The sequence below is a fragment of the Desulfobulbaceae bacterium genome (assembly GCA_013792005.1).
GTDB lineage: Bacteria > Desulfobacterota > Desulfobulbia > Desulfobulbales > VMSU01 > VMSU01.
Map to the genome: position 1 here is coordinate 1 of VMSU01000249.1, position 19,957 is coordinate 19,957.

The 19,957-nt window shown below is 49.0% G+C and carries 16 protein-coding genes and 1 tRNA gene; 15 read left to right on the forward strand and 2 right to left on the reverse strand.

The annotated features are described in order from the left end of the window. The coding region (locus tag FP815_16360) for a type I restriction enzyme HsdR N-terminal domain-containing protein (GenBank protein MBA3016501.1) at positions 1-800 on the reverse strand (800 nt) is incomplete at its 3' end. Positions 801-1,545: 745 nt separating this feature from the next. Here FP815_16360 and FP815_16365 point away from each other — a divergent pair. The 7 genes from FP815_16365 to FP815_16395 all read left to right on the forward strand — a co-directional run bounded on the left by FP815_16365 (position 1,546) and on the right by FP815_16395 (position 5,827). Continuing rightward, positions 1,546-2,019: a DUF2058 domain-containing protein gene (locus FP815_16365; protein ID MBA3016502.1), complete on the forward strand. Its 474-nt coding sequence runs from the start codon at positions 1,546-1,548 to the stop codon at positions 2,017-2,019. A 21-nt stretch (positions 2,020-2,040) separates the two neighbouring features. After that, positions 2,041-2,748 (forward strand): tRNA pseudouridine(65) synthase TruC, encoded by a 708-nt coding sequence (locus tag FP815_16370; protein MBA3016503.1) that lies wholly within the window; start codon positions 2,041-2,043, stop codon positions 2,746-2,748. Positions 2,749-2,861: 113 nt separating this feature from the next. Beyond that, entirely contained in the window at positions 2,862-3,932 is a 1,071-nt protein-coding gene (locus FP815_16375) for a permease (protein ID MBA3016504.1), read from the forward strand. Between the two features lie 44 nt (positions 3,933-3,976). Continuing rightward, positions 3,977-4,207, forward strand: a complete 231-nt coding sequence (locus tag FP815_16380; GenBank protein ID MBA3016505.1) for a thioredoxin family protein — start codon at positions 3,977-3,979, stop codon at positions 4,205-4,207. Continuing rightward, positions 4,204-4,737, forward strand: coding sequence for a thioredoxin family protein (locus FP815_16385; GenBank protein MBA3016506.1), 534 nt, complete (start codon positions 4,204-4,206; stop codon positions 4,735-4,737). The genes FP815_16380 and FP815_16385 overlap by 4 nt, the downstream gene beginning before the upstream one ends. Before the next feature lie 158 nt (positions 4,738-4,895). Further along, a tRNA-Arg gene (locus tag FP815_16390) sits at positions 4,896-4,972 on the forward strand. 396 nt (positions 4,973-5,368) lie between these two features. Then, positions 5,369-5,827 carry a sel1 repeat family protein gene (locus tag FP815_16395; GenBank protein MBA3016507.1) on the forward strand — a complete coding sequence of 153 codons (459 nt, stop codon included), beginning with the start codon at positions 5,369-5,371 and terminating at the stop codon, positions 5,825-5,827. Between the two features lie 357 nt (positions 5,828-6,184). Here FP815_16395 and FP815_16400 read toward each other — a convergent pair whose 3' ends face one another. After that, positions 6,185-6,397, reverse strand: coding sequence for an RND transporter (locus tag FP815_16400; protein MBA3016508.1), 213 nt, complete (start codon positions 6,395-6,397; stop codon positions 6,185-6,187). A gap of 334 nt (positions 6,398-6,731) precedes the next feature. On the opposite strand from FP815_16400, the gene FP815_16405 reads away from it, so the two are divergent. The 8 genes from FP815_16405 to FP815_16440 all read left to right on the forward strand — a co-directional run. After that, positions 6,732-7,391 (forward strand): FKBP-type peptidyl-prolyl cis-trans isomerase, encoded by a 660-nt coding sequence (locus FP815_16405; protein ID MBA3016509.1) that lies wholly within the window; start codon positions 6,732-6,734, stop codon positions 7,389-7,391. Positions 7,392-7,750: 359 nt separating this feature from the next. After that, positions 7,751-9,664 (forward strand): biosynthetic arginine decarboxylase, encoded by a 1,914-nt coding sequence (gene speA / locus FP815_16410; protein ID MBA3016510.1) that lies wholly within the window; start codon positions 7,751-7,753, stop codon positions 9,662-9,664. A 975-nt stretch (positions 9,665-10,639) separates the two neighbouring features. Then, on the forward strand, positions 10,640-11,266 hold the full coding sequence (locus FP815_16415; protein MBA3016511.1) for a hypothetical protein: 627 nt from the start codon (positions 10,640-10,642) through the stop codon (positions 11,264-11,266). A gap of 192 nt (positions 11,267-11,458) precedes the next feature. Continuing rightward, the gene (locus FP815_16420; GenBank protein ID MBA3016512.1) at positions 11,459-12,019 is read left to right on the forward strand and encodes a hypothetical protein; all 561 of its coding nucleotides are present in this window, start codon (positions 11,459-11,461) and stop codon (positions 12,017-12,019) included. 123 nt (positions 12,020-12,142) lie between these two features. Next, on the forward strand, positions 12,143-12,943 hold the full coding sequence (locus FP815_16425) for a molecular chaperone (GenBank protein ID MBA3016513.1): 801 nt from the start codon (positions 12,143-12,145) through the stop codon (positions 12,941-12,943). Between the two features lie 20 nt (positions 12,944-12,963). Further along, positions 12,964-16,113, forward strand: coding sequence for a hypothetical protein (locus FP815_16430; protein MBA3016514.1), 3,150 nt, complete (start codon positions 12,964-12,966; stop codon positions 16,111-16,113). Between the two features lie 57 nt (positions 16,114-16,170). After that, positions 16,171-17,160, forward strand: coding sequence for a hypothetical protein (locus FP815_16435; GenBank protein ID MBA3016515.1), 990 nt, complete (start codon positions 16,171-16,173; stop codon positions 17,158-17,160). 314 nt (positions 17,161-17,474) lie between these two features. Then, the coding region (locus tag FP815_16440; protein MBA3016516.1) for a hypothetical protein at positions 17,475-19,957 on the forward strand (2,483 nt) is incomplete at its 3' end.

Here is a 19,957-nt window from a genome sequence, read left to right on the forward strand (position 1 = left end):
AAAATTGAATATTGCTGTAGTTCGCCGACTATGTAAGTCAGTGAGTATTCATCAAGATTAATTTCATCTGAACTATCAATTACATCATTGTAATTTTTTTTAACCTTATTAAAAAGTTCTAAGATTCTTGATTTTACCTCTTTCGGCCCCTCTTCAATACCTGCTCTGAAAGTCACCATCTCATCAGGTTTGGTGAATTTTTCGTCATAAATTTTACAAAAAATTAAATTTATAAGTTGTTGAGCAAAAACTTCGTCTCTCGTTGCCCCAACGACATTACCGGCTAAATAATTACGCATTGCTTTAAATACATTTTTAAGATTCGTTGCTGGCTTTAAGTCTAATCTTTTGAATTTGCCAACGTCTTCGATTCTTTGACCGTATCTTGGAATGTTTGGTATTTCTTCAAAAAGGACTTTTCCATCTTTTTCAATCTTTTTTAGAAAGAGCCGTTCTTCTCCATTAAACCAGACTCCTAACTGTGATTTTGAAAAACGCAAGTAGTCCTGGAGTTGGGTTTTACCGTCTTTCCTGTTCTTCTTTTTACACTCAACAATTATAAAAATATCATCTTCGTTTTTCTTGTCGTTTTGGAAAACGGCAATATCAACTGGATACTCCTTTTTTGTGTCAGAAGGTCTTACCTTAACGCGGTGTTGAGGGTGTGTTGTAATATGAGACTTTGGATAATCATAATCCTCTACAAGTAACTTGGAATATACTTGTACCGCTTCAACTTCTTCAGGTGTAGCTTTTACCTCTTCACCAGAAATAAAATCAATGATGTATCCGTCTTTCATCTGTATTCCTTGTGTTATTTGTATTTACAGCTAACTAGTAATTATACCGTTTCTGTATATCTCCGCGTGGCGGTCGATGGACAGTATATTTGTCCTCACGAAACGATCCCTGATTCCTTTCGACTGGCCAGAATTCAAGGATAATCCTCGCACTTATGTGTAAGTAAACAATCAGAATATTATCTGCAATAGTTTATTTGGAGGGTTGGTAACAGCTTTCAGTGTATCAAGCTAAAAATCAGGATATCCAGTTTCTGGATATCTCCGTGGACTATGTGTACAGGGGTGGGTAACATATCATTTCAGCACCATAAATATCCAGCTACCCCCCCCAATCATAGATGCTACTGTACATCATTCCATTTCTCCATCTCACCCAAGTCGGAGCTGCTTATTGCAAACCAACCCACTCCAAACAGCGAGGAGCCATGTATTTCAATTGGGTTCCCAAGCAAAAGATCTTTTCTCTGAATAGAGCCGAAGGGGAAGCAGGGGACAGGCCTGACGCACTCTGCGGGCATTTTGGATAAGCGGTCCGTCGGGAATTATTATGTGGCACTTAGAATACTATTCTGCTCATTGGCTTCAATCATAATTTCTTTGCATCCCTGGGTAGATATGGTCAAATGGCGGGAAATGATTTCGGGCTTAAATTGTCAGCAGGCCTGTGAGGCGTTGTTATCCGATAGTTTTATGCTTATTACCCTATTAACCGTACACAGTGAACTCTCCTAAGGACAAGCGCATGGGAAACCCGTTGCAGGACCAGCTTCTTAAGGCTGGGCTGGCTACCAAAAAACAGGCTAAGAAGGCCGAACATGAAAAATTTATTAGTCGTAAGCAGAACAAGGGGAAAAGCCCATCAACGCCTCTTGTCAACAAGGTGCGGGAGGAGCAGGCAGCTCAGGATCTGCGTAACCGGGAACTCAACCGGCAGCGCCTTGATGAGACCCGCCAACGGGAGCAAAAGGCCCAGGTTGCGCAACTCATTGAGATTAATCGCTTAGCTCAGGACTCGCGTGGAGAGCCATACCATTTTGTTGACCAGAGTAAGATCAAGAGGATTTTTGTCTCGGACGAGATGATTGATCAGCTCAGCCGAGGTCATCTCGCCATTGTCAAATATGGTAACGGCTACGAGGTGGTGCCAGCTAAGGTGGCCCACCAGATAACCAGTCGAGATCAAGAGGCAGTGGTGGTCTTGCATGAGAAGTCATAAGTGGAGGCAGTTTCGCTGTTCATGCACCCATCCATCGAAATAGTTTTTCAGAATGACAACCTAGTGGTGGTCAATAAGCCACCGAACATGCTGGTTCATCGCACACCGATATCCAGTGACACCTGTTTTCTGTTGCAGCTGCTCAGAGACCAGCTTGGTCGCAGGGTCTTTCCTGCCCATCGGCTGGACCGGCCCACCTCCGGGCTTATGGTTTTCGCCTTGAATCAGGCTAGTGTGTCGCGTCTTGGGATGGCTTTCCAGGAGGGAGCGGTAGAGAAGAGTTATCTGGCTGTGGTGCGGGGATGGGTTTATGAAGGGGCGGTGATAGATTATCCATTAAAAAAAGAGGGGAAAGGGGAGGAGCAGGAGGCGATAAGCGTCTACGAGCCATTGGGGCAGATTGAGTTCCCCTGGCCTGTTAGTGGGTTTCCAACCGCCCGCTATTCATTGCTGAAGATTACCCCAAAGACCGGGCGCTGGCATCAGATCCGCCGTCATCTGGCCCATATCCGGCATCCGGTGGTAGGTGACGTTGGTCATGGTGATGGTAAGCATAATCGGCTTTTCCGGGAGCATTTGAACATTCACCGGTTGATGCTTCACGCCAATTTTTTATCTTTTTCCGAACCGGAAACCGGCCAGGTCCTTTCTTTTTTACAGAAGCCTGATAGGAGTTTTGTTCAGTTGTTTCCTGAAGTGATCAGCTGCTTGGTTAGGCAGGAGGGCTGAAACCGAATGTCAATGAAGTGAGGGATGTCAGGTAACGTTTGTGATTCGACATCATAAAAAAGTGAAACAAGTTAATCGACTGGATTTGAGTCGAAAAGTTGGGGGTCTCAATCATGAGAAGTTGTTGGTGTAGAGATTACCGGTGCTTGGTGGATGACGATAAGGGCCAGATTACAGCACGAATCCTTTTGGTGCTGGCCCTCCTGCCGCTATGGTTTCTTATTTATCGTGGGCTTAAGCCAATATCTGAGTATCTTACCTATACGGTTCTTGGTCTTGCGAAGGGAAGCCATCTGGGCGGCGCGGTGGAGTTTTTTCTGTACGACACCCCAAAGGTCTTGATGCTGCTGACCTTAGTGGTGTTTGTCGTTGGTGTGATCCGCTCTTTTTTTACGGCAGAGAAGACCCGGTCGATTCTGGCTGGCCGCAGTGAAGCGACGGGTAATGTTCTTGCTGCCCTGCTTGGTACAGTGACCCCTTTTTGTTCTTGTTCCGCAGTCCCGCTTTTTATCGGGTTTGTAACCGCCGGAGTGCCGTTAGGGGTTACATTTTCATTCCTGATTTCTGCGCCCATGGTCAACGAGATAGCAGTGATATTGCTCTATGGGCTGTTGGGTTGGAAGGTGGCAGCGCTCTATCTGGGGACTGGGTTGATGGTAGCTATCGTTGCCGGGTGGGTTATTGGCCGTTTGGGTATGGAAGAGTATGTCGAGCCTTGGGTTCGTCAGATGCTGGCGGCTGGACCTGGCATGAGTGAAGAACAGTTGACCTGGAATGATCGTCTGGATCGAGGCTGGGAAGCAGTTCATGATATTGTGGCTAAGGTTTGGCTCTATGTCATTATCGGCATTGCGGTTGGCGCTGGGATTCATGGGTATGTCCCTGCCGGAATGATGGCTTCGGTCATGGGGCGGGAGGTGTGGTGGAGTGTGCCTGTCGCAGTACTCATCGGAGTGCCGCTTTACTCTAATGCTGCTGGAATAGTTCCTGTTATTCATGCGTTACTGGAAAAAGGGGCGGCTCTCGGCACGGTTTTGGCTTTTATGATGAGTGTCATTGCCTTGTCGTTGCCGGAAATGGTAATCTTGCGCAAGGTTTTAATGCCGAGGCTGATCGCGACTTTTATTGCGGTTGTGGCTTGTGGTATTCTTGGGGTTGGGTATTTATTTAATCTGATAGTGTGATCCGGGTTGTTCAAAGGCATTGCAGTCGTTAATGGGAGAGTGATATGGAAATCAAGGTGTGCGGTCCTGGGTGTGCCAGTTGTGCCAAAGCAGAAGCTGTGGTGCGTGAGGCGGTGAAAGAGGCTGGGGTTGAGGCTACAGTGTGTAAAGTTACTGATTTTGCAGAAATGGCGCGGCTTGGGGTTTTGAGTACCCCTGCAATTGTGGTTGACGGTGTGATCAAGTGTGTTGGCAAGGTTCCTGCTAAGAGTGATGTCGTGGGCTGGTTCAGCTGATGGATGATATCCCGTTACAAAGAAACTTAAAGGTTGGCGCTGTCTCTATCGGTCTAATAGGTCTGGATGTCGCATTTACTCGAGTTTTGGCACAACCTGAGCTTGCGCTTGCCGAGGCGGTAGAGTTGGTGTATGCCGAAATCGCCCACCATAATTATATCCCACAGGTGGCGGAAGCCAAGTACCGTCACGCGCTCGAAGAGGAGATTGTTCGATTGCGTCAAGGAGGGTCTTTTAGTGGGGGCCCGCTTGAGGTGAGAATTCTGGGTACGGGTTGTGTGTCGTGTAATAATCTGCAGAGAGTGGTGATTGAGATCATGGCCACCCGGCAGATAGCCGCTGATGTCTTTCAGGTGCATGACCCGGATGAGATAGGCCGCTTTGGCGTTTTGCAGACACCGGCATTGGTGGTTAACGGGAAGGTTAAGAGCATTGGTCGTCTGCCGACGCCTGCCGAAATTGAAGAGTGGTTGGTTGACGCCGCAAGTTTTGATGACAAAGGATTAGCGCCCCCTGCCAAGCAAGGGTGACCCTGCTCAGGATTTTCTGCCAGAGATGGTTTTCCATGCAGCAATTGATTTGGTAGCAACATGGGGGAGTGGGGTATTTAATAATCTGCTGGGTCTCGAAAGATGAATTTCTTGTTGATCAATGTCTCGGCTTGGGGTATATTCGGCTTCTTTCGTAAGCACCTGTAGCTCATCTGGATAGAGTGCCGGACTACGAATCCGTAGGTAGCAGGTTCGAATCCTGCCAGGTGCACCATTGTGAAATCAAGGGGCTAGATTAATTTCTAGCCCCTTTTTTTTATTTCCAAATCGAGACTATTCTGTGCTTGAGGTGGAAAATCCCAAAACATATCTCCCTGCCATCTCCACACCATCTGCGCCGCTCCTTTGTCTTTCCACGTTACTGCTCTTGAAATGACACTCCTTCCTGGTGAAAATTCTCTTTATTGGGTGAATATCCCGCTTGTTTGAAAAGCAATACTGCCACGCAATTCAATGATTGACGCCGGTATTGCTGCTCTTTCGGTTATGCTGAGCTGGTTTTCTGGCTGATTGCAAGAGTAGGTGCGGATTTTGCTAGTAGATATTCTTATTTGTGGCTCCCGAGTTGAAATACTCGAAGGAATATGTCAAGTCCTGGTGGAGGAACCTGATGGGAAAGAGGATATTCCGTAATTTAACTTTACAGGCGGTAATTTGTTTTTTTCTTTGCGTTATCCCCTTTCAAGCACGTGCAGAATTGGATATTTCCGAAATTAGAGAGGCTGCGAGTCAGGGAGATGCAGATGCTCAGTATCTTTTGGGAATGTCGTACGCCGAAGGTCAGGATATCTCTAAAGATGAAATTAATGCTTACGCTTGGTCTAGTCTTGCGGCAATGCAAGGTGTAGAAGCCGCTGCAAAGCATAGGGATAACATAGCTGGTAATTTTTCTATCAAGCAACTCCATGAAGCGCAAGCGCTAGCCGAAGAGTATCAGGCCAAGATTGATAAGCAAATGAAACGGCCGCCCTCTTTACGATTTCGGACATCTTCTGTGTCCTCTGTTGCAACTAATGCAGAACTCCGCTCTTGGCTCCAAAATGTCAAGCCTGCCGCAGGTGGTGAATAGGTTTGACAACCCATCCTTTTTTCTGTAATTGCTTCCACTCCATTATGCTTGCGAAGTTTTCACCTTAATCCTGATGGCGTCGCAAAAAGTCCGATCTACGGCGTCCCCGTCCAACATCAGCGGGGATTGAACTGAATTGCGTGGCGGTTTTGTTCGTTCGGCATACCATATGTATTGCCTCACTCACAAAACACACCCCGCGCCTTGTATGTCGGCCCTTTTACTTAGCCATCGCGTGGCTTTTTGCGAGACTGTCAATCCTGAGCTGCTTCCGATATCTGGTTGCTGATAAGGCGGTTCCCTCCACTTGCATTAGAGTGTTGCGAAGGAGTCCTTTGTTCGCTGAAAGATTTTCATTTATTTAATGGATAGAATGGATTTTACGATCAGCAGAATCCAGGGGGTTCCGTGTAGGAAGAAGTCGAACCAGTCTACCGGGCGGACGAGTTGCCCTTTGGCTAGCAGCTGAAGTTTTTCCCAGATGTGGGGAGGGTTGAATGGGGCGAGGCCGATGGTCAGGCAGGCGATGACTAGCACCGACCAAGGGATGTTGGCGAGAATTTTTTCCATGGTACCGTTTACTTGCCTCCTGGAGGTTTAGTTTGATTTTGGTAAGGCACTTTCAATTGTTTCTGTCCTTATTTCTTATTTCTGGCGACAGGGACGTCTGATTTTACAGAGCTTCCATGAAGAGTGGTTACTTGTAGTCTTAAGGAAGTTACAGTATTTTGTTAAAAACTCTATCCCCTTTTATATTTTTTGTATACAAGGAGATTCCCGCATTAACGGGTACTCGCCGCGATTAACACCGAGGGTTTGGGTAATCGTGATAAAAGTTTCTTAATTTACCAATCAAGGAGAAGGCATGAAAGTGAGAGGCGTAATGATTTTTGGTATGATGCTGATGGCAACCACGGCTATTGCTGCCGAAAAAATGGAGTTAAAGACCCCTAAAGACAAGGTGAGCTATGCCATCGGAATGGATATGGCTAACAGCCTTAAGCAAAATAATATCGATGTCAGTCCGGACATCTTGGGTAAGGCTATTAAGGATGTCTTGACCGGACAACAACTTGTTATGACCGACGATGAAGCCAAAGCTTCCTTGATGAATCTGCAGAAGGAGATGCAGGATAAGCAGCAATCTGAGATGAAAGCGGTAGGCGATAAGAACGTAAAGGAAGGCGATGCATTCTTGGCAGAAAATAAGAAAAAGGACGGGGTTAAGACAACTGCCAGTGGTTTGCAGTATCAGGTGATGGCTGAAGGTAAAGGCAAATCGCCCAAGGAGACGGATATGGTTACTGTTCAGTATAAGGGGACGTTGCTTGACGGAACCGAGTTTGACAGTTCCTATGTTCGTGGTCAACCCGCCACTTTTCCTGTTAATGGCGTGATTAAAGGCTGGACCGAGGCCCTTCAATTGATGAAAGAAGGGGCCAAATGGAAACTTTTCATCCCGGCGGGTTTGGCTTACGGAGAGAGTGGAACCCAAGGTGGGCCTATCGGACCTAATGCGACACTGATCTTCGAGGTGGAGTTGGTTTCTGTTCAGGAGAAATAACTGAAGGAAGGTGCGAGCGCCGATTATTTCGGGCTTGTGCTGAAAATTTCCAAGCGGGGCTTTCCATTTTTTGGAAGGCCCCGTCTTCTTTAGGAGCTGCATAAAACGTGTCCTGACTGCATTCTCCTTGATATTAGGAATTAATCGAGTAGATATCTTGTGCGTAGGTTGTTGCTGTCGAGATGTGCTACCACAATCGGAAGAGAGAAATATAATATTGTAAATTTGGCACCGCGCTTGATTTAGTCCGCATGTTTTTACAGGCGGACGTCGGGTGTGGTAATAAAATCTGTTACTATGATCTGCCAGTTATTGAATGTACGGCTGGTTGATTGCAATTGGAAATCAGGGAATGTGGGATGGAGAATACAAATGTCTGGGATATTGAGAAGGCACGGGAAGTGTACGGGATTTCACGGTGGGGCCTGAGGTACTTTGACATCAATGAGCAGGGGCAGGTGACGGTATCTCCCTTAAAGGAAGAGGGTGGCACCATTGCGATTATGGATGTTATCGAGGAGGCGGTTGCCAAGAAATTGCATTTCCCGTTGCTGATCAGGTTTCAGGATTTGCTGCGCAATCGAGTGATGAGGATTAATCAAGCCTTTAGTCTGGCGATTAAGGAGTTTGATTACAAATCCATTTATCGGGGCGTGTATCCGATCAAGGTTAATCAGTTGCGGGAGGTGGTCGAGGAGATCGTCGACGCCGGGCGGGAATATCACTACGGTCTTGAAGTGGGGTCCAAACCGGAACTCTTTGCTGGTCTCGCCTTTCATGAGGACAAGGAGAGCTTGATTATCTGTAATGGTTATAAGGATCACTGCTATATCCGGATGGCGCTTCTCGGAGTTAAGTTGGGGAAAAAGGTGATCCTGGTCGCCGAGAAACTGGGGGACATTAACAGCATTATCGTTGCCTCTCGCGAGATGCAGGTGGAGCCGATGATTGGCATCAGGCTGCGTCTGATGAGCAAGGGAACAGGCAAGTGGGAAAAAAGTACCGGTGAAAATGCCAAGTTTGGGCTGTCGACCCAGGAGATTCTTGAGGCCTCTGCTTTGTTGAAAGAGGCGGGGATGTCGCATTGCTTAAAGCTTGTCCATTATCATATCGGGTCTCAGATTCCGGATATTCTGGCGATTAAGAAGTCTGTGCGTGAGGCTACCATGTTTTATGCCAAGCTTCGTCAGATTGGCCATGATCTGCAGTATCTTGATGTCGGCGGCGGTCTCGGTGTCGATTATGATGGAAGCCGCAGTACATTTCATTCTTCCATCAACTATTCGCTCAATGAATATGCCCGTGACATTGTTTATAATATTATGGATGTCTGTGATCAGGAGAAGGTGCCGCACCCAATAGTAGTCACTGAGAGTGGCCGGGCGATCGTGGCTCACCATTCTGTTTTAGTGCTCGAGGTTTTCGGTAATATTCAGAAAGTACCGGAGAATGTCGTTGTGGTTCCACCCAACAGTACTCATCGTCTGGTAAAGGAGGTGTGGGACACCTACAATAATATCAATCCTGATAATCCTCTTGAGGCCTATCATGATGCGTTACACTGGAAGGAGGAGATTCATAATCGCTTTACCTTGGGGTTGATCGACCTGACGGTGAAGGCTGAAGTGGAAAAGCTTTTTTGGATGATCGGCGCTCGCGTTCTTGAGTATTTTAAGGATGCTGAGTATGTGCCTGATGAAATTCAGGAGCTGGAAAGTAGTATGAGCGATCAGTATCTGTGTAATTTCAGTGTCTTTCAATCGCTTCTTGATCACTGGGGGATAGGTCAGCTCTTTCCGATCATGCCTTTGCACCGTTTACTGGAGGAGCCGCGCCGGAAGGGCACCCTGGTTGATATTACTTGTGATTCGGATGGTAAGGTCTCGAAATTTATCAATCTGTATGAAGATGGGATGGATACGTTGCCTCTGCACGATTTAAACGGGGAGAGTTATAATATCGGCATTTTCTTGACCGGAGCCTATCAGGACATCATGGGCGATCTTCATAACCTCTTCGGGCGGGTCAATGAGGCGCATGTCTTCCTTGATGAGGATGAGGACTCTGGCTATTATATTGAAGAAACTATTGCCGGTACGACCATGGAGAAGGTTCTAACCTTGGTGCAGTACACGGATAATGATTTGGCCCGAAAAATGAAAGCTCAGTTCGATCGGGCGATCAAGGAAGATCGTTTGCGCCCGAATGAAGCCATGCGGTTATTGAAAGAGTATGAAAAGGGTTTGCAGGGCTATACTTATCTTGATTTGTAGTGCTCACTGCTGTTGCATAAAATAATGCGATAAGTAACATGTGCGTGTGAGTTTGAGGAGACGTGTCAGCTGAGTTTTGCTGAATCTGTTTTTGAGCGCCAACAACAACGGGGCTTTCCAGTTTACTGGAAAGCCCCGTTGTTGTTGGCGCTCAGGGTGAAATTGAGCTGCTGTCTTCGCTCAACTCGTATTTTTTTGTCTGCCCAGATCGCAGTGGTAACCTGCTGTAAAATTGAACAAAAAAATAATTCTTCCGGATTGTTGGAGGTGATTCCGATAAAAACTCTTTTCTGATCAATTTATTGCCAATATATAGCTTGCTTAATATCTCTGTGATTTAGCTTACAGCTACAATGTAGCTAGTAATATTAGGTTTATACTAATGTGGCATGGATTTTGCTATAAATTGCTATAAGTAGATATGTAATTATGTGTATTTTGCTAGTTTAAAGTTGAAGTATTTCGAAGTATCCTGTTTTTATATTCATAATTTGTCTTATATGAAATAACTTTAATACCAGTTATTGTTTGTTGTTTTAGGTGAAATTACAAATCATGAGTGGTAATAGTTTTGTGGCTCTTAGCGATTTTCAGCTTAATTATCCCGACGAAGGGAGCAGGACAAAGAAACGCCTTGATAAGGTTGCCAACAAAAAAATAGAAAATTGTTTAGGGGCGCGATTTTTTCTGAGATGAACTGAGGGACGCGGAAAATACCAAATTACCATAACGCATCCCGGCTTTGGGCCATCTTTGGTCGCGACTCAATTACAAAATCCTCGACGTAGCGCTGCTACGCCTGCGGTTTTGTTCAATCGGCGCAACCAAATCTGACCCAGATCCGGGCGCGATCCAGGTAAATTGGTATTTTCCGAGTCCCTGATATGTATTAAAGAGTTGCCTGGATGGCGGGACAAAATGCAATAGAGTTTTTTGCGGGGCCTCAATGCCCGTTATTGTTTCGATGGGGGACACATGGGTATTCTTGTTGGTGTTTTTAGGCGGTGGCTTCTGCGTTGCACTCGTGGTTTTGGTTGTTATTGGAGTGGAAATCCAGTGGTGCTTCTGGGTGTGTTCATTTTTACCGTGGCATTTTATACGCTGTGTCATGGAGCAGCCCAGCAGGCTACCGCCACTACCTCTTATGAGGTTGATACTCAGATTGCGGTTCAGGCGCTAACCCCGACAGTCTTTCTTACTGCCACTGGAGGTGGTGAAATCTCCGGGACAGTAGAGTTTGGGGTTGAAGCCAATGTCTCGACCGTTCGCCTGTTTTTGGAAAATACCCCTTTGTATTATGAACGGGATGATAATGGTGAGGTGCCACCTATCCCTCTCAATCGGGGAGCGGGGGTGATAATCGAAACCCAGGATGCTGTGCCGAGAAGTCATATCGCCAATTATGAAAAAGACGGCGAACTTGTTTCCGATTTGCCGTCCCTACAGACCGAAACTGTCACCTTTACCAGCCAGCAGGGATATATTTTCAGCCAGCGGCTGCAGGTAACGATTTCCTGGACACAAAATGAACAGATTCTCCCTGCCGGTACCTATACGGGAAAGATGAGACTGACCTGTTTGGTTGAGCCTCCTAATATGTAAAGGTTTTGTGCGAAGTTCGATTGAGATTTTTGAAGGCTGGCACATTGGAGAATATGTGCGCGTGGAAATCAAACGGCAATGCGAAGGACGGTTAGGACATGATGATTTGGTGTAGTTGCAGGGCGGTAGTGTCATGATGAGGGGAATTGGCGTGAGCGCCAATAAAAATAAAAAAAATGAAAGGAGAAAATTATGAAAAAAGTACTCTTTTGCGCAGCACTCAGTGCTTTGGTGATGCTGACAGCTCAAAACAGTTTTGCTGACACGTCTAACTCTGCAACCGCACACGTTTATATGAATGTCGTTGCCAATATCGCTGTACAACCGGGCACTCCTAATGTTGATGCCGGCTCTGTGCAGATGGGTGATTTTGATGCCACCTTTGATTTCAGAATCGATGCCAACACCGAAGGCGTTGCGATGAACCTGGCTGCCTCTCCGCTGTTCAAGGGTGATGATCCTAGAGGTACTGCTGTTGCTCCGATCCCGTTGAATCTCTCTGCTGGTGTGGATGTTTCATGTGACAACGCAAATCCCATGAGGGGTATCGATGGCAACGCTTCTTATGTTGGTGATACCACTATCGGTGCTTTCCCGGCGAGGCAGGCGGAAGACCTGCAGTTTGAAAGCAGCCAGAACGGGCACTTCAGCCAGACCTGCCGCACCACCGTTACCTGGACTCAGGATGACCCGGAAAAGCCGATGGGCGAGTATAGCGGAAAGGTTAAACTTGCCGCTATGGTTATGCCGTAATTTTTTACCCGGAAGGACCGGTTTTGATTGTTTGTGGTTGGCAACGAACACGGCCGGCCCTTTGATCCATTATGGTGCTCACGCCGTTTCCCCTAAATTTATGTGAGTAAGGAGACCATCACAATGTTCAGAAAGATACTGGCCAGTGCCTTGATCGCGACTCTGCTGGTTCTTTTCTCTGCCTTTGGCGCACTAGCCGGGATCTCAATTGCCCCTGCTTTTGTCGAAATTGATATGAGCAAAGGGCAGCCGTCCGGTCAATTTGTTATTACCAATAATGGCGATGAGCCGGAACGATATAGGATCAAGGCGGCTCATTTTGGTTTTTCGCCCACCGGGAATCTCTTAAGTCTGCCAGAGGATAAGAATTCCCTATCATCGTGGATCAAGTTTAACCCTAAGGAGCTTACCTTAGCGCCCAAGACCAATCAGCGGGTGCGGTTCGTGATTGTTCCGAAGGGTAAGTTGGAAGATCAGGAATACTGGGCTGCCATGGAAATGGAGTCGCTCAAGACCAATACCACCCGCACCAAGGACGGTGCTGGCCGTACCCTCAAGCTTGAGGTCAGCTCTTCGGTGATGGTGCCGATTTTCGCTCGACACGGCGAGGTTGCCTACCAGTGCCAAATCGATGAGTTGCAGTTGGTGCGGAATGACAAAGGGGCAACCCTTCAGGTTACGGTTAACAACAATGGCACCGGCCACCTCTATGCGACAGGCACCTTTGAGATACGGGCTGGCGATGGTAGTATGCTTAGTGAGGGGAACTTGGGCAATAGCTATATTATGCCGGGGAATCTTCGCAAGTTTGCGATCCCTATCGAAGAGAAGCTTCCTGGCCAGGTACCCTTGAGTATCAAGGCCGTATACAGCGCGCCTCAAATGAAGGAATCCGTCGAGAAATCAGTCCAGGTCACAATTTAATTGCCCCGGATATGTATCTGTTGAAAGAGCGTTCTAATCCCGCGATCTGCCGGATTAGAACGCTCTTTTTTTTTGTCTTGTTTGGGTGTCTGCCCGGAATGTTAGCGTATTCGTCCACGGTCGCAACGGCAGAGCCAATGGCTGCGGCGGAAGAGCCGCTGTACACACCCCCTCCCTCTTCACCTTCACCCCTTCCGGCAGCTGCCAGTGACTCGGCAAGTTCTGCTGCTGGGAAGATCGCTGCCACTGAGATTTTAGAAACAGAGGTAGTCGGGTTTTCTCTGCGGGGGCCGCAGCGCTGGCAGAAGCTGAGCCTGCTCGACCTCGGTACTGTTATCCGTTCCGAAGGTGATCGCTGGGTTCCGCTGCTTACCTTGCTCCGTGCCCTGGAGGTCCCGGTAACGGAGCAGGGTTCATCGCTGACCTTCCCTCTCTCTCCCCAACTATCCATTGCTATTGATCTCAATTCAGGTCAGGCCGGGCCGGTCGGCACTCTGCAGCCGGTTGAGTTTGTGGTTGGGATCTCTGATATCACAATGCAGCAGGATATCTTTCTCCCGACTTCAGTGGTCGGGAAGCTGTTGGGGATGGAGATATCCTGGGAGGATTCGACGTATGGCTTCGTGGCGAAAACCGATGCTTTCTTTCCTCTGTGGAAACAGGAAGAAAAGCCGTCATTGTTGGCGATGAAGACCGAATCAATCAGGACGGATATTCCTGAAAGGCACGATCTCGCCGAGCCGAGGCAGCGCGATGTGAGTCTTGATTTTGTTGAAATCCGAGGGCGGGCAAAGAGTCAGCTCGTCAGCAGAAACAAGGATAACGATATCTCTATTGAATCACTTGAGCAGGGGGCGTGGGGATCATTACGGGGGGGACGTTATAAGTTGAGATTCACCGAACCTCAGCTTGGTCTGGATACCGATGGCGCCATTGATTTTGGGGACAGTCCCTATGTCAGGTTGGATTGGGCGGAGTGGGATCGTGATTTCAGCAACAGCTCTGTTGTGGCTGGGGACGCCATTTTGGGATTGACCGATCTGGTTTTTCCGTCACTTAATTTCACCGGGGCTACCTGGAGCGGGATTGCGCGAACCGGCGAGATGACGGAAGGGCTCCCCAAGGCCAGAAAGGCTTTTGTCCAGCCCTACCTGGTTGAAGAGTCGGTGCCGGTGGGCTCACAGGTCGAGCTTTACGTCAACGGAAATCTGGTGGATAGCAAAGTGGTGGAAACAGGCCTTCCGACCCTGCCGGGGACGGGGTTGTATCGTTTTACTGATATCCGCCTGTCGCCAGGGACTTTGACCGAAATTCGTGTGCGGGTGATCGAACCCAGCGGGATCGAATCAATCATTGAGCGGACTGTGCTTGGTAGTACCAGTCTGGTTCCTGTAGGAGGACTTCTTTACATGACAGGGGCCGGCACTAACCGGAAGCGGGATGAATGGTCGAGCCGTGGGCTTTACGGAGGGGGGCGGCTCCTCTATGGGGTCAGCGAGAATCTTACCGCAGGTTTGGCATTGGGCACACAGCGGGATTTTTTTGAGCCGGTTGAGTTTTTTAGTTCGGAAGAAAATGAGCGGCAGTATCCCTCTTCCAGTCTTCACTCCAGCGGCCAGCTTACCTGGCGTCCCTTTGACTGGTCGATTTTTTCCGGAGAGGTGAGTTGGGCGCAAGGTCGTTATGATGAGGATGGTGGCAAACCAAGCGATTTCGCTTACAATACCAGTCTTCAGCTATACCCGTTGGCGGATTTGAGGTTGAGTCCCATGTATTTTCGTTTGGGTCCAGAATTTTACGACGGAGTGCATCGAAATCTTCGCGACCGTCAGGGGTATGTGGCCAATGGAGATTATCGGTGGCGGTCGTACTTGCGATTGCGAGCGGCTACCGGCCAAGTGAGTGATAATGTTGATGGTGGGGGGGAAGAGACCCTTCGTGTCGATCTCAATAGGGTGGTTATGGATACCAGTATCATTCCCAGGACCTCAGTTTCTATCGCCTACGATCTTATGGAGGCAACATGGGAGGAGAAAAAGGAGCTTCGGACGTTGGACCTGCAAAGCAGCCTCGGTTTGGGTCTTGCTTTCCGGGGAATCTACTCTACCGGCGATGACCTCTCCCTCATGAACCATTTTGACTTTCTTGACGGTCTGCGACTGCCCGGCTTAGATGTGTCGCAATCCAAGCAGACTTCTCTTTCGCTCACCAAATCCTTTGGCAGCAAGGGACTTTGGAGTGTGCTCTATCGGGAGGCGGGGAGTCGGGAAAGAGTGTCGCTGGTCCATTCGCTTAATACGATCAAGGGTAAGCCATTCCAGGTCAGGACGGAAATCGGTCAGGACGTTAAAGACGGGAAGCTTTTTTTTGAAAACCGCACCGAATATCGGTTGGGCGCCTCTGGTCGTTCCTGGCTCGGTTTTAGGAGCCGGTATGAGGACAATGAGTGGCAGGTTGAGGTTTACCTCAGCTTACAGCGGTTGTTTAATATCGATGGGCGCACTATCACTGATGTTACTGAGCAGCGGATTAGTCCGGAGCAGGGAGTTGTGGGCGGGGTGGTGTATGTCGACCGTAATGCCAACGCGATACGGGAGGATGATGAGATGGGGGTTGAGGGGGTCAAGGTACTGTTGAGTAGTCGTGCCGCCACGAAGAGTAATAGTAAGGGGATTTTTGTTTTTTCTGCGCCTTCCAATGTCGATGAAGTCCGGGTGAGTCTTGATCCTGATACTGTGCCAGCGACTTATTCTGTCATTCATGGCACCCAAAAGGCCAAGGTGGTTCAAGGGGTCAAGACTAAGGTGGATCTGGCCCTGTGTCCTGTTCATGCGGCATTGGGGTATGTGCGGTGGCGGTCCGGCGAGGATCTTTCTGGAGAGCTGTCACCAGTGCCGGGAATCAGGATAACCGGGGTTGACCCCGCGGATGGACGGATTGTGACTGAGTCGGTTACTGCCAGTGATGGGAGTTATTATCTGCAGAATATGCTGCCAGGCCAGTATGAGATTCGAATTGATCAAGGTACTGTTCCTGCCGATTTCACGGGCGCCGCAACGGTAATGGCTTTCACTGTGGCACCTTCTGATGAGCCGCAGGAATTGGAGATTGATGACGTTGTGTTGATACGGACGGACCCTGATGTGGAGGAGGAAGAGGATGAGCTGTGAGTTAGGGAGTGGTCAGGAATGATCGATAAACAGGGAGTGGAAGGGTGAGGAGTGGAGATGAGAAGTTGTAACTATGTTTATTTGATCGTCATCTTTGTTGTTGGTGTCCTGTTGACCAGTAGTTGTGTTCCGGGAAAAGAGGTAGGGGACATCCAGGCTACTCGGCGGGCAGAAATCAAGCGGATCAAGACAAAAGAGATTTTGGCCTCGGTCGGGCGAGAGAATGAAAGACTACTGGCAGACAATGCTGAGCAGGCCACGACAGTTATTCGTCAACAGCAGAAAATTGTCCGGTTGGAAAAGGATCTGGAGGAAGTAGCAGCGATACTGGCACAGGCGAAGCCGAGAGGACAAGATGATGATCACGATTGGTCTGCGATGGTAGCATATTATAAGGATCATGTGCAGGGATACGAAGAGTGTGTTCAGTTGAATGCGGAGCTGAAAAGACGTTTGAAGGTTCTTGCTGTCGAGCGTCACCACGATCTGTCAACACTGGCTGAGTTACGAAAAGAGCTTCAGGTGTGGCAGAACAAGGATAGGTATGCCATAACGCCTGGTGAGGGAGTCAAGGAGCATGGGTCTGTTGTGCTTGAAAAGGGAAAACAGGGAGACAGACTTCCGGAGGAACAGTCCGATTCGTCTCCAGAAAAAGAGGTTGATCAGCAGGGGCAGCGGTCTCAAGAAGCTTCACTGGATGAAGAGCCAGTTGTTGCCCTGTTGGAAAGCGTTGTGACCCAATGGGGTCAAGCTTGGTCAGAGCAAAAAGTTGATGAGTATCTATCGTTTTATTCGGTAAATTTCCAGCAATCGGAAGTTAATGGTCGATCAGCATGGGAAAAGTTGCGCCGATCAAGGCTGACAAAACCAAAATCCATTCGCGTTTCTCTTGCCGATATAAAAGTTCAATTAGTTGATTCAACCACCAGCCGGATAAATTTTGTCCAATCCTATGAATCAAACACGTACAGCGATACGGTGTGTAAAATAATCGAGATGAAAAAAGAAGATGGGGACTGGAAAATAGTGCGGGAAGGTGTTGAATAATAATTATCTTCTCCCAGAGAGAAGACGGACTTGCCTTGACTGATTGGGTAAGACTTTTTCCGGCCAAGAATTTTGCAGTTTTTTGTATGTTCTATCTGCTCCTCGGTTCAAGTTCACGGCGTCATTCAGAGATCCCTTTGTGATCTTGTCCTTGCATTTAACTAGTATTTGTGACATTAATTAGTCATTCTGTTAGGCTTAGGTGGGGGCTTATCCATAGGTCTATCCCTGCGCGGCAGAAACACATATGCCTTTGTCACCTTCCTGCAAGGTGTGAAAGGAAGGTGACGGGCAATAAAAGAAGGAAGAAGCTCATGGTTGTTACCCTTGCCGATATCAGACTCGTTGACTACACCCTCCCCACCATGTCACGGCTGGCCTCACTCAGGCAGGCCTGTCTCTCTGCTCGAGCCGAGGTGTGTATCGAACGCGCCAAGCATGTCACCGCCTTTCTCAAGGATATAGCCAATGCTGACGAATGCATGGAACTGCGTTACGCCAGGGCAGTGGCGCATTATCTTTCAAATAAGGCGCCGCTTTTTTTTGATGATAACCTGCTTGCCGGCACTACCACTGCAAAAAGATTCGGGGCGCCGGTCTACCCGGAATTGACGGGTATGACCATCTGGCCCGAGCTTGATATCATCAGTACTCGGGAGAAAAATCCGCAACTCCTCTCTCGCCAGGACGCCAAGGATCTTAATCGTGATATCTTCCCCTATTGGATGGAAAGGAACATCCTGGAGCGCACCCGCAAGGAGTTTGGCAATCCTCCGGCCATGCGGCTCTTTGAGAGAATTGTTTTTTTTATTGCGAGCAAGGCCGGGGCCATCTCTCACACCGTTCCCTGCTACCAAGTCGCCTTGGAGAAGGGTCTCGACTGGATTATCGGAGAGGCGGAACGGCACGCCGAATCCCTGCAACATCAGGGAATTCTTTCTTGTCAAGAGTCCGGGCAGCTGGCCTTTTATCAGGCGGTCCCTATCGCGCTCCGTGGTATCATCGCGTATGCCGAAAACTTAAGCCGGAAGGCTACCGAGCTTGCGGCACGGGAATATGATCCTGAACGAAAAAGGAATCTCACCAGGATGGCAGAGATCTGCTCCCGGGTGCCGGCGAAACCGGCGCAGAGTTTTCGGGAAGCGTTGAACTCCATTTGGCTGTTGCAGATCGCCATCCATGCAGAGAATATCAACATGGCAATTAGTCCGGGCCGTCTGGATCAGATTCTCTGGCCTTATTACCGGAATGATATCGTGGGTGGGACCCTGAGCGAAGGGGAGGCGCTGGAACTCATTGGCTGTTTGTGGCTGAAATTCAACGACAATACCAATCTGGTTCCTGAAACCGGCGAGGAACTCTTTGGCGGCGCAGGGACCGTGCCGGCGGTAACCTTAGGCGGGATTGACCAGCAGGGTGAGGATGCAGTGAACGATCTTACTTACCTCATGTTGCGCGCGACCGAACTCCTGACGACCAGAGACCCAAGTGTCAACGCCCGTTTCCACTACGAAAAGAACAGCTCCACCTATCTTAATCGGGTGGCGGAGGTGATTGCCCAGACCAAGTCAGCACCCGCGCTCTATAACGATCTTGCTGCTATCAGAACGTTGGAAAATCAGGGTGTGGCCACAGAACACGCCCGTGATTACGCCATCATCGGCTGTGTGGAACTCTCCGCCTCGGGCAGGAGTTTTGACGCGTCAAGCTCCATCATGCTTAACCTGGCATCTGCCCTGGAGCTGACTCTCTACAACGGCAAACGGCCGGTGACCGGTGATGAGCAGATTGGGCCGCAGACCGGAGTCCCTGAATCGTTCAAGAGTTTTGGCGACTTCTGGCAGGCTTTCAGGGTTCAGCTCGGTTGGCTCATCGGTCAGGCTATCGAGCTGAACGAACAGATGGGACGCAGCCATCAGAAGTATCTTCCTTCGCCGTTGCTCTCAGCGCTCTTCGAGGGACCCATGGCTAAGGGGGAGGATCTCATCTTTGGCGGCGCCCTGTACAACTCCTCGGGTGCCACTCACATCGGCTTTGCCGACACGGTGGACTCGTTGAGCGCTATTGAGCAAGTAGTTTTTGTTGAGGGAAAATACTCTCTACCCCGCATCCTGAAGGCCCTGAGGGGAAATTTTGTGGGTGAGGAAGAGCTACATGCCTGGCTGGTCAACCGGACACCGAAATTTGGCTCAGAGCATCCGGTGGCGCAAAAAAATACCAACAATCTCGTGCAGTTTCTCTTTGATATCTACCAATCTCATCTCAATTACCGGGGCGGCCGCTACCGACCGGCCTATTGGACCATGACGAACCACGCCGGCCAAGGCAAACTCTGCGGGGCGCTGCCCAACGGCAGAAAGGCAAACCGGGTTTTCGCAAGCGGCATTACCCCTGTCTCTCATGCAGCGACCGATCTTGCCGCATGTCTTAACGCGGTGGGCGGCATCGACTCGTGCCATGTGCCCGGCGGGGTCGCCTTCAACCTCAAGTATCCTGTTGTCCGGACTGAGGAGGAACGGCAAAAATTCAGCCAGGCCATTGAGGCCTACTTTCGCACCGGCGGCCTGCATATCCAGTTCAACATCATGAGTTATGAGATGCTTATCGATGCCAAGTCGCATCCAGACGACTACCCGGAACTTCTCGTTCGTGTTTCTGGGTATTCCGCCTACTTCAAGGATTTGAACGAGGCCATGAAGGACGAAATCATCACCCGCACCGCCTATGATCTTGCCGCAGGTTGCGCCGTCCCCTTCCCGCAGACTGCCCGATCAATGCTGCCCACCGAGACTGCTCC